Origin of the sequence: Acutalibacter caecimuris (assembly GCF_034335085.1) — a bacterium.
In the GTDB taxonomy this organism is placed as follows: domain Bacteria; phylum Bacillota; class Clostridia; order Oscillospirales; family Acutalibacteraceae; genus Acutalibacter; species Acutalibacter caecimuris.
On the sequence record NZ_JAWXXJ010000015.1, the window covers coordinates 73,617 to 87,871 of the forward strand.

The window sequence follows — 14,255 nt, forward strand, 5'->3', positions numbered from 1 at the left end:
GTTATGTAAGTGAAAATGTAATCAGCACGCTTCCGTCGCCCAGTGCCTGCGCTAACCCTGTTGGATTTTCCAACCTACCCAATGGTGTGTAGCTATAAGAGGTCGTAAAATCTTTATAGAACAGCACCAGGCAGTTATTGCCATAGAGCATTAAATCTCCAGTATGAATACCCTCTGGGCGGGAGGCATTTGTCGGCAAAGCACGATCAAAATAGTGATATTTCTCATTGCCATTCAATTCCTGCATATTGAGCGACATAGGCAGCATGGCCACAAATGCCCTGGCAGTTTCGTTGTCATAAATCTCTCCATAGAAATTCTGGCCATTGACGGTGACTTGCAGTCGGTGTTCCTCTGGTACTGGGGTGGGTGCCGATGTAGGCGTAGGAGTTACCGGTGGGGTAGGCTGGCTGCCCGCTGTGTGCTGCGCAAACCGCATGAGCATAACCGCCACCTGCGCCCGGCTGGCGTCGCCTGTGGGCATGAGCCTGCCGGAATCCCCCTGCATAATGCTTGCGCCTACTGCCCACTGCATGGCTTGCCGGGCGTATCCCGCCACCCGGCTGCTGTCTGAAAAACCTGCCAAGTTGTCAGCAGCGGAGATGTCATAACCCTTGAAATTACTGTAGCGGTAGAGCATCACAGTCAAATCCTGCCGAGTGATATGGTTTTCCGAGCCGAACCGTCCGCAGCCTATGCCGCTGACTATCCCGTTCTCCGCCGCCCAAGCCACGGCCCGCTCATAGTAAGAGCCGCCCGGTACATCTGAAAAACCGTGGGCTTTAGCCGGGATGGGAGAGCCGTCCATCCGGTATAAAACCGTTGCCAGCATGGCGCGGGTCATGGGTGTGCCAGGAGAGAATTTACCGCCGCCGGTGCCGGACATCAAGCCGTTTTCAGAAACATACTCCACTGCCTGGGCGTACCAGGAGGATGGGCTGACATCTGCAAATGCCGCGGCAAAGGCAGTTGGCCCTAAGCCACATATTATGGTTAAAATCAGGATAAAGCTGACCAGCTTTTGAATGTGTCTTTTCATGCCGTTTCCTTTCCTTATTGAGATAAAATCGCACGGACAAATACCACCAAGCTGAACCCCAGCAGCACCACACCAAAGCACTTTTCTATCGTCCGCAGGCTGTATCTTTTCATTCGCTTTTTTATTGCGACAACCCCGGCAGATAGCGCTGTCCACCAGATATACGTCCCGGTAAACACCCCGGTTACCAACAGGAACCCATCTAGCGGAGCCATCCCACCGCCCAGCCCGAACCATGAGAACGTAAACAGGAACGTCAGTATCGCCGCCGGGTTGGTGATGCCCACCGCGAAGGAGGACAGGAACAGCTTTATCCTCTGTCCATTTGGGGTTTCAGGCGTGTCAGCGCGGTTCTTCTTCAACAACAGCCCCAGGCCCATCGTAAGGATGAGCGCCCCGCCCAGCAGGTTGATAATAGTCTGATGTGCCAGCAGAAAGTCGGAAATAAGCGAAAGCCCGAATGCTCCAACACAGGCGTATATGCAGTCTGCCACCGAAGAGCCCAGCCCGGTAAGCAGCCCGGCCCGCAGCCCGGAGCTGTACGCCTGTTGGGCGGTCATGGCACCCACAGCCCCGGCTGGTACGCCGAATAACAGGCCGATCAAAATACCGCGAAACAGGTAACCCATATCAGGCACAATGGCATTGGCACTGTACGATGATCTCCCCATGGGAGTCCTTATCGTCCCGAATGATCTTATCCACACAGGGCACATAGATGTGTCCTGACAGCGGGTTCTTGATGCTGACGATGGGTGCGGTCAGCGTGGCCTCCACCTCAGACTTCTCAAAGCTCAGGTCTGTGTCGATCATCTCGCAGTCAATGAGTTTCAGGCCCTTACAGTAGCAAAGGGGTTGGGTGCCGATAATTTTGCAGTTGATAAATGTGATATTTTCACTGTACCAAGCCAGGTACTCGCCCTTGACGGTGCTGTTGCGGACAGTGACGTTTTTCGCGTGCCAGAAAGCGTCTTTGGTGTCAAAATTGCAGTTGTCGAACTCGGAATTTTCGATGTACTGGAAGGAATATTTGCCCTTCAGCGTCACATTGTCAAACCGCAGATTGTCTGAGCGCATCATGAAATATTCGCCCTGCACGGTGGTGTCCAGCATTTCCATGCCGTGGACAGACCATCCGAACTCCGGGGATACCACATCACAGCCCCGCATTTTGATATTGGCACACTCCCGCAGGGCCTTGATGCCATAGAGCTTCGAGTGGGCAATTTCCATGTTCCGGGAGTACCAGATGGCGGCGCGGCACATCTCGGTCATTTCGGCATCGGTGATCTTCACACCGTCATCGTGCCAGAAGGGGTAGCGCAGGTTGAAGAAGCAGTTCTCCAACTCCACATTGCGGCTCTCTTTCAGGGCGCTTTCCCCATCGGCGGGACCGTCGAAACGGCAGCTTTTCAGCAGCAAGCCGTCGGAATTATAGAGGGCGCGTTCCATATCAAAGGTCTTGCTTTCAATGATTTCTTTCATGTCAGTATCTTCCTTTCTGAGTCAAATATTGTTTTTTCTGATTTGATAGAGTAGATAGTCCAGGCAGTCAATTCGTTTCTGCTCTCGGTGCATGGCGTCCAACAGTGACCGGCGGTGCTGGTTCAAAAGCCGCAGCCCGGCCTGCATCCTGTCCTGCTCCAAGTCGTGCATAAATTCCCGGATGCAGCCTTCCTCACAGCCAGCGTCCCGTAAGTTCTGTTCAATGGCCTCTTTCGTCTGATAGGCTCCCATTTTGCCCCCCCCTCGCTTTATGGGCCTTATTATAACCCCAAGAAATCGAAAAAGCTAATACTTTGATGCTATACTATGGTATGCTTGACAGCTATACCACTTTCTGCTATGATAAAATGCACACGGGGTATGCATTCCGCGTTTCTCCCCGAACCGTGAAACGGTTCGTTTTTCTCCGAAAAGTTCGGGAAAAACTCTTACAAATTAAACTAAAGGAGGAAACCTCAATGGAATTACGGGTTTTGCAATACTTTTTAGCCGTCACCCGGGAGCAGAACATCCTACGGGCGGCAGAGTCCCTGAACCTATCCCAGCCCACCCTTTCCCGGCAGATCCGGGACATGGAGGCAGAGCTGGGCAAGCAGCTTTTCATCCGGGGCAGCCGGAGCATCACCCTCACGGAAGAGGGCATGATTTTGCGCAAGCGGGCCGAGGAGATCATGGAGCTGGTGAAGAAGGCCGAGGACGAGATCGCCCTGGCAGAGGAACCTGTTTCGGGGAATATCACCGTAGGAGCCGGGGAGACCGACGGCCTGCGTGTGCTGGTGCGGGCAGTGCAGGCTTTGCGGGAGGAATGGCCTGATGTACATCTCCATGTGGTAAGCGGGGACAAGTGCGCCGTCATTGAGCAGCTGGACGGCGGGCTTATTGACTTCGGGGTTGTGTTCGGCGACTTTGATACGTCGAAATATGAATCTATCCAGATACCCTGTCCGGAGCATTACGGCGTACTCATGCGCCGGGACGACCCCTTGGCGGAGAAAAAGAGCATCGATCCCAAAGAGCTTTGGAATAAGCCCCTCATCCTCTCCCGGCAGGCCATGTGCGACCAGGATACGAAAGAGTGGCTGGGCCGCGACCAGAAGAAGCTGAACGTGGTGGGCACATTCAACCTGCTCTATAACGGTTCCCTGATGGTGGAGGAGGGCATGGGCTACGCGCTGTCCTTTGACAAGATCGTCAACACCAGCGGGGACAGCAAGCTGTGTTTCCGGCCGCTCTCTAAGCAGAACGAGTCGCCCATGTTTGTGCTGTGGAAGAAATATCAGGTGTTCACGAAAGCGGCGGAGAAGTTTTTGGTGAAGCTGCGGGAGTTGGAGGAATGAGACGGATTTTTACAGCGCTGACGGCACTCTGTCTGTTCAGTCTGGGCGGCTGCAGGGAGCCAAAAGCCCCGCCTGAACCTCTGCCGGAGTCCAGCCCAGCGCCTGTTTCTTCCACACAAATACCCGCTGTGATAGAGTCATCCGAGCCAGAAAAACCACAAATTGAAGGAGAATGCAAAATGGAAGTGTTGACATTTGAACGGGACGGCGAGAAAATCTATGGTGAACTGTACCTGCCAGCAGGCGAGGGGCCGTTTCCTGCCGTGATCATGGCCCACGGCTTCGGCGGGCATTGCGCCCACAACCGGCCCTATGCGGAGGTCTTTGCCCAAAACGGCATCGCCGCCTACATTTTTGATTTCATCGGCGGGGGCAATGAAATACAGAGCGACGGCGAGACCACAGAGATGTCTGTGCTCACTGAGGCGGCAGACATGGCGGTGGTGCTGGACGGTCTTGCGGCTCTTGACAAGGTAGACAGCGAAAACATCTTTCTCGCCGGGCAAAGCCAAGGCGGCTTTGTGGCGTCCTATGTGGCGGGCACCCAGCCGGAACGGGTGCGGGGGCTGGTGGCTATTTTCCCGGCCTATGTTTTGCAGGACGATGCGAGAAAGCGCATGGAGGGCCGGGAGCTGCCGGAGACCGAGGAATTTATGGGCTTGCTGCTGGGGCGTATCTATGCCGAGGACGCCATGTCCTTTGATATCTACGATGTAATAAAGAATTACCCCGGCCCAACGCTGCTCATCCACGGCACCGCCGACCAGCTGGTGCCCATCGACTATTCCCGCCGGGCGGTGGAGGTGTTCCCCTCGGCAGAGCTGGTGGAGATCGAGGGTGCGGGGCATGGATTTGGCCCACAGGATGAGGAAAAATCTGTCGGATTGGCGTTGGAATTTGTGAAAGACAATTTGAAATGAGCATAAAACAACCCGCCTGAGAAGTTCCTCAAGCGGGTTGGCTTTTTACTGGTTAAATTTGATGATCCAGCTGTACCGGCCGCTGCCAACTATCAGCGGCTCTATCCCCGGCAGGCATATCTCCGCACAGGTGTTCACAGGCACCTCCACGTTGACAAGGGCTTCCGCACCCACGATCTCCCACCGCACAGCCGCCTTTCCGTAGGGCGTTTCCTGGGCGGTTTCCGCCCAAGCCAGCCCGCAGTCCAGGGCCGGGGTCACGCGGAATTTCTTATAGCCCGACTCCACCATCTGCAAGCCGCCGATATGCCGGTACATCCAGTCCCCCACACAGCCGAAAGCATAGTGGTTGTAACTATACGTGCTGACTGTGCCGTCCTCGGCGATGGCTCCCCAGCTTTCCCACATAGTGGTGGCCCCCTTTTCCACCTCGTAGAGCCAGCTGGGGCAGGCTGTCTGGAACAGGAGCTTGTACGCCAAATCACGCATACCGTTGTCGCACAGCACGTCCATCAAAAACAGCACGCTGAGAAAGCCTGTGTCCAGGCAGTCATTATTTTTGTGGATGAGTTCCGCCAGGTGGGCGGCCATTTTGGGGCGGAGTTCCTCCGTCACCAGCCCCATGTGCAGGGCGATAACGTAGATGCCCTGGAAGTCCGCGTCCATCGTGCCGTCCTCATGGACGTATTCCTCAATGAACGCCCTCCGCACCTTTTCGCAGACCTCCCCATAGTGGGCGGCATCATCCTCTTTGCCGAGAATACGGGCAATCTCCGCCATGTTCCTGGCGCTGAACGCATAGTAGGCCGGGGCCACCACGCCCATAGTTGCCAGGGCCGTGTTGCCCATTGCCATGCCGTCCGGGTTGCCCAGCACCATGCTGGGGATGAGCCAGTCGCCAAAGTGGTAATCTGTATTCCACAGCCAGCGGCTCCGGGCCTTGCGGGTCTCGTCCCAGGTATCATACCCTTCCGGGTGGCTGTTTTTTGCACGGTTGTCGATGTAGGTAAGCCACTTGCCCATGGCCTCATAGTTTTCCTCCAGGATGCGCTTGTCGCCATAGGCTTTATAGGCGGCATAGGGCACCATCAGCACTGCGTCGCCCCAGCCACAGCTGGTGTCGGCCCCCAACTCGTCCCGGAGGAAGGTGGCGTAGGCTTTCAGATAGGGGACGATCATGGGCACTGCGCCGCTGTCCATCTGTTCGGCGCGGACATTGGCCATCCAGCCAGTGAGGAACGGCCCTGCCGCCCGGTTAAAGCACAGGGTGGGCGCATAGGCCATAACGTCCCCGGTCCAACCGGCCTTTTCCCGCTGGGGGCAGTCGGTGGGGATGGAGACCGTATTGCTGACTTGGCTCCACCAGATGTTGCTTTGCAGTTGGTTGAGGCGGGGGTCGGAGGTCTCAAAGGTACCCACATCCGGCATATCGCTTGCCAGCACTACGATCTGGAAATCCTCGGTGGTTGGCATACCCGGCCAGCCCTTCACCCGCACATAGCGGAAGCCATGATAGGTAAACGCCGGGCGATAGGTCTGCGTTCCCGCTCTGGTAATATAGGTGTCGGTCTGTTCCTTATTGGTGTTGAGGATGCTCTGGAAATAGTTGCCGTCCTTGCCCAGTACCTCGAAATGCTCCAGGGTGATTTTCAGCCCCGCCGGGGCGGTAACGGTCAGTTCGGTAACGCCTGCCAATGTCTGGCCCGCGTCTACGATGATATCGCCGTTGGGGGCGGCAAACACACGCTCCGGGTGGAATATTCTGACTGGGCGTACCGGAGGCATGGGCTGGCCCATGAGATGGCTTTTGTCGTAAGCTTTTTTGATAACAGGAGTCCAGCCGCTGTCGTCAAAGCCAGGGCAGTCCCAGCCTGCCTGCTCCAAATTGGCGTCGTACTTTTCGCCCACAAACAGGTCGGAGAACACGATAGGCCCGGTGGAGGACAAGCCGCTCTCGCCTGTGACGGTTTCCCTTGTCCCGTCCATGTACTCCATGTCCATATCCAGCAGCAGGGCGGTGGTGTCGCCGTACTGGCAGCAGTCGCCGGTGGTGCCCACCCGGCCTGCCCACCAGCCGTCCGCCAGCACCACGCCAAGGGCGTTTTCACCGCTCCGAAGCAAAGCTGTCACGTCATAGGTCTGGTAGTAGAGCAGCTTATGGTAAGCCGTGTTTTCCGGGGCCAGTTCCCGGTCGTCCGGGCGCTGGCCGTTGACAGTCAGCCTGTAGAGACCATGGGCCGTGGCGTAGACACGCGCCCGCTTGACAGCCTTGCCGATCGTGAAGGGGACGCGCACATACTGGGCGGGGCGGAATTCTTCAAAGGTACGGCTGCCGTCGGCGTTCCGGGCTGCCACGTCCTCTGCCTCCGCACCCTCCCGATTTGTGGCCATGCTGGATGGAGTAGGCTCCTGCACCGGCTCTACCCAGGAGGAGGCGAAGGGCACACCTATGCGCCCGGTCTCATAATGGCTCTCGATTTGAGCCATGCGGCCATAATTATCGGTAACTTCAACTCTCACCTGATAGCGGGTCATGGGCCGGGCCGTAAATCCGGGCACGGTGACTTCAACACTCTGGGCGCTTTCCACCTTGCCGGTGTCGGCAGTTTCGCCATCTGACGTAATACTCAGACGATAAGCAGCCTGCACCGTGTTGCGTCTGTCACTGTGAAGTTTCCAGCCAAACCGGGGCTGGGGCACGTCCATGCCTAAAGGCTCGGGCTGATGTTCTACCACCAGGTCAGTAAGCCACAGGCGGTCTGCTTTGTACATACGTGGGCCTCCTTTGTTGAAAAATCCTTGTATTTGCTAAAAGTATAGCATGGGAGGGAACCCATGTCAAATGCCAAATAAGTAGAGAAATGTATGCTTTTCAGGTATATCATGCTATGCCTACAAAGTCTTTGATTTCTCCTTCGCCACCTGCTACAATAGAGAAAACCGAAGGAGGAAAGCCTATGGAAATTTTGATTCTGAACGGCAGCCCGCGGCCCAAGGGCAACACCGCGGCTATGGTTGCCGCCTACGCCGAGGGAGCCCGGGAGGCAGGCCACAAGGTCACCGTTATCGACGTATGCAAAAAGAAAATCGCCGGGTGCCTGGCCTGCGAATACTGCCACACCAAAGGGGACGGCAAGTGCGTCCAGCAGGATGATATGCAGGAGGTTTACCCTCCGCTGGAGGAGGCTGAGATGATCGTGCTGGCCTCGCCCATCTATTACCATAGCTTTACTGGGCAGCTCCAGTGTGCCATTAACCGCATTTACGCACTGGATAAACCCAAGAACCTCAAAAAAGCGGCGTTGATCCTCAGCTCCGGCAGCAACCATGTGTACTGCGGCGCGTTCTATGAGTACCAGCAGTCTTTCCTCAACGATCTGCACCTGGAGGATATGGGTATCTTCACTGCCTACGGGAAAGAGAACAAGTCCGATGAAAAACTGGCAGAGTTGCGGGAAGCCGGACGGAAACTGCAATAAACAGGAGGTTTTTAAGTGGATTACAGAAAATTGCCTCACGGCAACGAACAAATTAGCGTCATCGGCCTGGGCAGCGGCAGCCTGCCCGAGGACATCGACAAGGCGGCAGAAATCGTCAGCGCCGCCATCGACAGCGGCATCAATTTCTTTGATTTGGCCCCGTCTTACCAGCCGCCGTTCTACGCTTTCGCCAAAGCCTTTGCCGGGCGGCGTGACAAGGTGCTGACCCAGATGCACTTTGGCGCGGTATACAAGGACGGCAAGTATGGCTGGACGCAGGACTTGGACAAGATTAAGGAGCAGATTGCCTGGAACTTTGAAACCATTGGCACGGACTACACCGACTTCGGGTTCCTGCACTGCATTGACACCCATGAGGACCTGGACAAGGCCCTGCCCCCCGGCGGGGTGTGGGAGTACATGAAGTCCCTGAAAGCGGAGGGCAAAATTCGCCATTTGGGATTTTCCTCCCATGAGCCGGGAATCGCCCGCCGTCTGCTGGAAACAGGTCTCGTTGACTTGTTCATGTTCAGCATCAACCCGGCCTATGACTACCAGAAAGGCGAGTATGCCAAGGGCGAAGTCGCCGAGCGCCTGGAGCTCTACCGGGACTGCGAGAAGGCTAGCGTGGGTATCTCTGTGATGAAGCCTTTTGCAGGCGGGCAGCTGTTGGACGAAAAAACTTCTCTCTTTGGCCGGACGCTCACCCATACCCAGTGCATCCAGTATGCCCTGGACCGCCCCGCTGTGCTGACAGTGCTGCCCGGCGTGCGCAGCGTGGAGGATTTGCAGGTGGCGCTGAAGTATGTTGATTCTACCTCCGAAGAGCGGGATTACTCCGTCATCGGTGAGTTCACGCCCAAGAGTGCCGAGGGTATCTGCGTCTACTGCAACCACTGCCAGCCCTGTCCCAAGGGCTTGAATGTGGGGCTTATCAACAAATATTACGACCTGGCTCTGGCTGGTGACGAGCTGGCAAAGGGCCACTATGAGAAGCTGCCCCTCCATGCCAGCGACTGCGTAAAGTGCGGACACTGTGAGAGCCGGTGCCCCTTCCATGTGAAGCAGGAGGCGAGGATGGAGGGAATTGCCGGATATTTTGGGAAATAAGCCTTGACATGGAGTAGGCTCTAATTTGTATAATTGAGAAAATTTGGAAAGGAAGTACACACTATGAAAAATTTTGGCTTCGGCCTGATGCGCCTGCCCACCACCGACCCGGCCAATGCCGCTGCTATTGACGTGGAGCAGGTCAAGAAGATGGTAGACCTTTTCATCGAAAAAGGCTTCACCTACTTCGACACCGCCTGGATGTACTGCGGCTTCCAGAGCGAGCCCACGGTAAAGGAGGTCCTCACCAGCCGCCACCCCAGAAACAAGTTCACTCTGGCGACAAAGCTGAACGCCGCCTTTTTTGATTCCCTGGAGGGCAGGGACGAGGTTTTCAACCAGCAGCTGGAAAAGACCGGTGCGGGCTATTTCGACTATTACCTGCTCCACGGCATCGACGGAAATTCCTATCCCAAATTCGAGAAGTTCGACTGCTTTCACTGGATGATGGAGAAAAAGGCCCAGGGCCTGATAAAAAGCCCCGGCTTCTCCTTCCATGGCGACGCCCCGCTGCTGGACGAGATTCTGACCAAGCACCCGGAGATGGAGTTTGTACAGCTGCAGATCAACTACCTGGACTGGGACAGCCAGTGGATTCAGTCCAGGGCCTGCTATGAGGTGGCGGTCAAGCACAATAAGCCTGTCATCGTTATGGAGCCGGTCAAGGGCGGCACGCTGGCAAGGGTTCCGGAGGACGTAGAGAGGCTCTTTAAGGAGTACGCGCCTGACGCGTCGCCCGCGTCCTGGGCCGTGCGGTTTGCCGCCAGCCTGCCCGGTGTGATGATGGTGCTTTCCGGCATGAGCAATCTCCAGCAGATGGAGGATAATCTCAGCTTTATGGAGAACTTCCAGCCGCTGACCGGGGAGGAGAAGGCCATGGTGTTCAAGGCGGCAGACATCATAAACAGCCAGATTGCCGTGCCCTGCACCGGATGCTCCTACTGCACAGAGGGCTGTCCCCAGAAGATCGCCATCCCCCAGTATTTCTCCTTGTACAACGAGGATATGCGGGAGCACCTGGAGGAGAAGGGCTGGACGGTAAATTTCAGCAACTATGCCAACCTGACGGAGAAATTCGGCAAGGCGGCAGACTGCGTAGCCTGCGGTCAGTGCGAGGAGATGTGCCCCCAGCACCTGCCAATCATCGAAAAGTTGAAAGAAGTTTCGGCGCATTTTGACCACTGAAAGCCATGTATTCAACGGGGCGGAACAGGCGGACCATACCTGTCCCGCTCTATTTTTCAAGATAAGGAGGTTCAGCTATGAACCAGCCCTCTGCGGCAAAAGAAAACCCCATGGGATACGCCCCCATGGCCAAACTTATCCTGACCACGGGCATCCCACTAATGCTCAGCCTGCTCATCAATTCCCTCTACAATTTCGTGGATTCTGTTTTCGTTTCCCGGGTGTCCGAGGATGCGTTGACCGCCCTCTCTCTGGCGGCGCCCATCCAAACGCTGGTGTCAGCCCTGGGGCTGGGGAACGCGGTAGGATTAAACGCCGTTATCTCCAAAGCCCTGGGCGAACGCCGTCCGGAAAAGGTACGCAGGGCCGCAGACGCCGCTATTTTCATTGCGCTGTGTTCCTGGGGCGTGATCGTGGTGATGTGTCTGGCGCTGGTGGGGCCTTACTTCGAATGGCAGTCCGGCGGCAACGAGGCCATTGCGAAATATGGGAGGGACTACCTGACCATCTGTATGCTGTTCTCCTTCGGGCAGATGGGCCAGTGGGTATTTGACCGGTACGTCATTGCCAGCGGGCGTTCCAGCCTGTTCCTGTTCACCCTTTCGGCGGCGTCCGTCACCAACCTGATTCTGGACCCCATCTTTATCTTTGGTTATTTCGGCCTGCCGCGGATGGAGACCATGGGGGCGGCCATCGCCACCGTGATAGGCCAGTGCATGGGGATGCTGGCGGGGATTTTCATCAACCGCCGGTGGAACCCGGAAATACCCTTTGGTTTCACTTTGCGCCCGGATTTTGGCAGCGTGAAAGCCATCTTGAAGGTGGGGGTACCATCTACCTTGGTGCAGGTACTGACCTCCTTCGTCAGCATGGTGATGAACACGATCTTGCTGGGGTTTTCCTCCACGGCAGTGGCGGTATACGGCGTGTGCATACGCATTTTCGGCATATCGACTGTGGGGGTGCATGGCATCGACAACGGCCTGATCCCCATCGTGGCCTACAATTATGGCGCGGGCAAAAAAGAGCGCATCTCCCAGGCGGTAAAGTGGGCGATGATCTACTCCGCGTTATTCTTTCTGTTGTTCTTTGCGGTGCTGGAAATTGCCCCCGCGCTGGTACTGCAAATTTTTGAAACCTCTGAGCATATGCGCCAGATTGCCGTGCCTGCCCTGCGCATTCTGACCGTGTCCTGGCTGGTATCGATCCCAAGCCTGGTGCTGGCGGCGTCCTTCCAGGGATTCTCCCTGGGTACTTACAGTATGGTGCTGACCATGACCCGGCAGGCCATACTGCCAGTAGCCTTCGCGCTGATTTTACAGCTTTTCGGCAGCTTGAATCTGATCTGGCTCGGGTTCATCCTGGCGGAATTAGCGGGGATTCCCTTGGCGCTGGTTTTGTGGAAAAAAGCCTGGCGTGGAGTATTTTAGGTGAGAACAGAAAGAAGCTGGCGGTTAAAAGATTTCATAACCGCCAGCTTCTTTCTTTTTGCCTCTTTATCCCCGTTTCTTCCAGTACACCCCATGGAACAAGCACCCCATCAAAGTAGACGCCCCCGCCAGCGCGTAGGTCAGCACATACCCCGCCCCGGCGGAGACCGCGCCCCAAATGGCCGCGCCTGCGCCGTTGCCGATGTCGCCCATGAGCATAAAGGCAGTGCTGGCCAGGCCCCGGCGCTCGTTGGGCACGGCAAGCATGACTTCCACCTGCAAGAGCTGGGTGACCGCCGTGATGCCCACACCCACCAGCACGGCGGAAATCATCATCATCGCCAGATTATAGGCAAAAGCGATAAGTCCGGTGCCAAGCCCGCACAGGATAATACCTGTCAGTATGCAGGTGCGCTTGGGCACATTGGCAATCACCCGGCCCACGGTCAGGCGGGCAGCGATGACCGCCAGGTTGTTCACCAGAAAATAGAGACTGATTTGTTCAATGCCTCTCTCCAGGCCGCAGGGGGTGAGGAAGCTCATGATGGAGGAATTGCCTATGTAAATGAACAGGCTTATCATGGAGGGCAGCAGCACCAAGGTCAGGAAAACCTTATCCAAGCGCAGGCCAATTTTGGGCTTGGATTCGCCCTTCTCGGGCTGAACGGGGCGCTGGTAGTGTTCTTTGATGGGCAGGGTCAGAGCGAAGGAGAGAACCCCCATCACCACCGCCGACCAGAACATGGCCTCCGGGCCGAGGTTGTTATAAATCGCAAGGCCGATTGTAGGCGTCACCGCAAACACCAGGGAGCTGCTGATGCCGAAGAATCCCATGGCGTCCACCAGCAGATCCTCCGGGGAGATGTCGGCTATCATGGTGGGCGGCACCGGGAAGAAGATGCCCTGGGTAAAGCCGTGGATTACCCGCAGGGCGAACAGGACGTTCAAATCTTTAGTGAAGCAGAAGGCCAGGGCGTTCAGCGCGTAAAGCCCGCTGCCAAGGACCAGCAGCTTCTTGCGGCCAATCTTGTCGATAAGCGGCGCGACAATCACACGAGTCACCATGCCCAGCAGGGTCAGTCCGGTCATCATCATGCCGGTCAGGGCGTTGGTGCCGCCCAGGTCCAGCACATAGACCGGCAGAAGCGAAATGAAGACGCTGTTGGTGTAGGATGCAATGGAGCAGACCAGCAGCACCAGAATAAAATCTCGGTTCCACAAGCGCCGGGAAAACATTTTTGCGAACATAATTATGTATCCATCCTTTCCAATCCGCTGTTTTCCTCATTATAACAACAGAATTGGGGGGAATTCAAATACTTAGTTTCTATAGCATGGTATGCCTCAAGAGTATAGGAAGATTTTGAAAAAAACCTTGACATGGAGCGGGCTTCATGTGTTATGATGCAGGCGGAACTCATCTACTCAAAAGGAGCCGCTTATGAAAGTGTTATTTATTGGCAACAGCCACACCTTTGTCCACTATGTGCCCGCCAGGGTCAAGACGTTCTGTGAAAGCCACGACCATCCCATCGAACCGGTGATGCTCACCCACCCCGGCATAGGCCTGGACTGGCACTTGGGACAGTCCCAGACCTACTTTAACCTCAAGTGCGGCGGTTATGACGCTGTTATTTTACAACACAACGCCCATCCGTTTCCCGGAAAAGATTCCCTGTTGGAAACCGGTGAGAAAATGGCTGCGTTGGTGCCGGAAGGTACAAAAATTTACCTGTACATGACCTGGAGTGAGAAGAATAACCCCCAGGGCCAGGCAGTTATGCGCAAGGCTTACGAGGCCCTGGCAGAGAAAATTGGCGCGGCTGTCTGTCCTGTGGGGAGCATCTGGTGGCAGGTGGTAAGCGCCCATCCGGAAGAAGAACTTTACTTTGCCGATGGTGAACACAGCTCTGTATTGGGAGCTTCCCTCTCAGCGGCGGTGATTGGGCGCACTCTGCTGGGGATGGAGGTCACGCCTGAAACTTGCTATGCGGACGCGAAGGAGCTTGAAAGATTGGAGTTGGATTCCCGGATGATCGACCTGGTCGTACGGAATGGAAAGTTGGAGATGGCATGAGCAGAGTCATCTTGTGAGCTTTCCTATTCTTTCTGCTGTATTTCATTCTTCAATTGGATAGTTCCCTACACCCGCCATGATGACAGGAGCCACCTGCCACCGAGAGAGCGCAAAGGTTCCCTGGCGGCAGGTGTTTTCTGTCATATTTTCTTTAGACGAAAAAGCAAACTGC

13 protein-coding genes are annotated in these 14,255 nt (G+C 55.9%); 7 read left to right on the forward strand and 6 right to left on the reverse strand.

All coding sequences use genetic code 11. The features are described 5' to 3' along the window. Position 1: 1 nt before the first annotated feature. The 4 genes from U8U01_RS10450 to U8U01_RS10465 are packed head-to-tail and all read right to left on the reverse strand — an operon-like array spanning position 2 to position 2,776. Complete coding sequence (locus U8U01_RS10450; RefSeq protein ID WP_304432793.1) at positions 2-1,039, reverse strand: cyclophilin-like fold protein; 1,038 nt, start codon at positions 1,037-1,039, stop codon at positions 2-4. 14 nt (positions 1,040-1,053) lie between these two features. Continuing rightward, on the reverse strand, positions 1,054-1,710 hold the full coding sequence (locus tag U8U01_RS10455) for a LysE family translocator (protein ID WP_322173972.1): 657 nt from the start codon (positions 1,708-1,710) through the stop codon (positions 1,054-1,056). Continuing rightward, positions 1,670-2,524, reverse strand: coding sequence for a DUF3737 family protein (locus U8U01_RS10460; RefSeq protein WP_304432794.1), 855 nt, complete (start codon positions 2,522-2,524; stop codon positions 1,670-1,672). Before U8U01_RS10460 ends, U8U01_RS10455 begins: the two co-directional genes overlap by 41 nt. Before the next feature lie 21 nt (positions 2,525-2,545). Next, entirely contained in the window at positions 2,546-2,776 is a 231-nt protein-coding gene (locus U8U01_RS10465; protein WP_304432795.1) for a hypothetical protein, read from the reverse strand. 227 nt (positions 2,777-3,003) lie between these two features. On the opposite strand from U8U01_RS10465, the gene U8U01_RS10470 reads away from it, so the two are divergent. Continuing rightward, positions 3,004-3,882, forward strand: a complete 879-nt coding sequence (locus U8U01_RS10470; protein WP_322173975.1) for a LysR family transcriptional regulator — start codon at positions 3,004-3,006, stop codon at positions 3,880-3,882. 179 nt (positions 3,883-4,061) lie between these two features. Then, complete coding sequence (locus U8U01_RS10475) at positions 4,062-4,802, forward strand: alpha/beta hydrolase family protein (RefSeq protein WP_322173976.1); 741 nt, start codon at positions 4,062-4,064, stop codon at positions 4,800-4,802. Positions 4,803-4,847: 45 nt separating this feature from the next. Here the strand turns inward: U8U01_RS10475 and U8U01_RS10480 are convergent, their stop codons facing one another. Continuing rightward, positions 4,848-7,574, reverse strand: a complete 2,727-nt coding sequence (locus U8U01_RS10480; RefSeq protein ID WP_304432798.1) for a family 78 glycoside hydrolase catalytic domain — start codon at positions 7,572-7,574, stop codon at positions 4,848-4,850. Positions 7,575-7,759: 185 nt separating this feature from the next. Here U8U01_RS10480 and U8U01_RS10485 point away from each other — a divergent pair, with 185 nt between their 5' ends. The 4 genes from U8U01_RS10485 (at position 7,760) to U8U01_RS10500 (ending at position 12,006) form a co-directional block, all read left to right on the forward strand. After that, positions 7,760-8,281 (forward strand): flavodoxin family protein, encoded by a 522-nt coding sequence (locus U8U01_RS10485; protein ID WP_304432799.1) that lies wholly within the window; start codon positions 7,760-7,762, stop codon positions 8,279-8,281. A 15-nt stretch (positions 8,282-8,296) separates the two neighbouring features. Next, positions 8,297-9,391, forward strand: coding sequence for an aldo/keto reductase (locus U8U01_RS10490; RefSeq protein ID WP_322173978.1), 1,095 nt, complete (start codon positions 8,297-8,299; stop codon positions 9,389-9,391). 63 nt (positions 9,392-9,454) lie between these two features. Further along, the gene (locus U8U01_RS10495) at positions 9,455-10,576 is read left to right on the forward strand and encodes an aldo/keto reductase (RefSeq protein ID WP_304432801.1); all 1,122 of its coding nucleotides are present in this window, start codon (positions 9,455-9,457) and stop codon (positions 10,574-10,576) included. A 77-nt stretch (positions 10,577-10,653) separates the two neighbouring features. After that, positions 10,654-12,006, forward strand: coding sequence for an MATE family efflux transporter (locus U8U01_RS10500; protein ID WP_322173980.1), 1,353 nt, complete (start codon positions 10,654-10,656; stop codon positions 12,004-12,006). 66 nt (positions 12,007-12,072) lie between these two features. On the opposite strand, the gene U8U01_RS10505 is transcribed toward U8U01_RS10500, so the two are convergent. Next, positions 12,073-13,254: an MFS transporter gene (locus U8U01_RS10505; RefSeq protein WP_304432803.1), complete on the reverse strand. Its 1,182-nt coding sequence runs from the start codon at positions 13,252-13,254 to the stop codon at positions 12,073-12,075. Between the two features lie 193 nt (positions 13,255-13,447). On the opposite strand from U8U01_RS10505, the gene U8U01_RS10510 reads away from it, so the two are divergent. Then, positions 13,448-14,083 carry a hypothetical protein gene (locus U8U01_RS10510; RefSeq protein WP_322173983.1) on the forward strand — a complete coding sequence of 212 codons (636 nt, stop codon included), beginning with the start codon at positions 13,448-13,450 and terminating at the stop codon, positions 14,081-14,083. Positions 14,084-14,255 lie beyond the last annotated feature (172 nt).

Excerpts from the sequence above, each read along its gene's own strand:
- U8U01_RS10450 (WP_304432793.1), bottom strand. The coding sequence starts at position 1,039 with ATGAAAAGACACATTCAAAAGCTGGTCAGCTTTATCCTGATTTTAACC.
- U8U01_RS10455 (WP_322173972.1), bottom strand. The coding sequence starts at position 1,710 with ATGGGGAGATCATCGTACAGTGCCAATGCCATTGTGCCTGATATGGGT.
- U8U01_RS10460 (WP_304432794.1), bottom strand. The coding sequence starts at position 2,524 with ATGAAAGAAATCATTGAAAGCAAGACCTTTGATATGGAACGCGCCCTC.
- U8U01_RS10465 (WP_304432795.1), bottom strand. The coding sequence starts at position 2,776 with ATGGGAGCCTATCAGACGAAAGAGGCCATTGAACAGAACTTACGGGAC.
- U8U01_RS10470 (WP_322173975.1), top strand. The coding sequence starts at position 3,004 with ATGGAATTACGGGTTTTGCAATACTTTTTAGCCGTCACCCGGGAGCAG.
- U8U01_RS10475 (WP_322173976.1), top strand. The coding sequence starts at position 4,062 with ATGGAAGTGTTGACATTTGAACGGGACGGCGAGAAAATCTATGGTGAA.
- U8U01_RS10480 (WP_304432798.1), bottom strand. The coding sequence starts at position 7,574 with ATGTACAAAGCAGACCGCCTGTGGCTTACTGACCTGGTGGTAGAACAT.
- U8U01_RS10485 (WP_304432799.1), top strand. The coding sequence starts at position 7,760 with ATGGAAATTTTGATTCTGAACGGCAGCCCGCGGCCCAAGGGCAACACC.
- U8U01_RS10495 (WP_304432801.1), top strand. The coding sequence starts at position 9,455 with ATGAAAAATTTTGGCTTCGGCCTGATGCGCCTGCCCACCACCGACCCG.
- U8U01_RS10500 (WP_322173980.1), top strand. The coding sequence starts at position 10,654 with ATGAACCAGCCCTCTGCGGCAAAAGAAAACCCCATGGGATACGCCCCC.
- U8U01_RS10505 (WP_304432803.1), bottom strand. The coding sequence starts at position 13,254 with ATGTTCGCAAAAATGTTTTCCCGGCGCTTGTGGAACCGAGATTTTATT.
- U8U01_RS10510 (WP_322173983.1), top strand. The coding sequence starts at position 13,448 with ATGAAAGTGTTATTTATTGGCAACAGCCACACCTTTGTCCACTATGTG.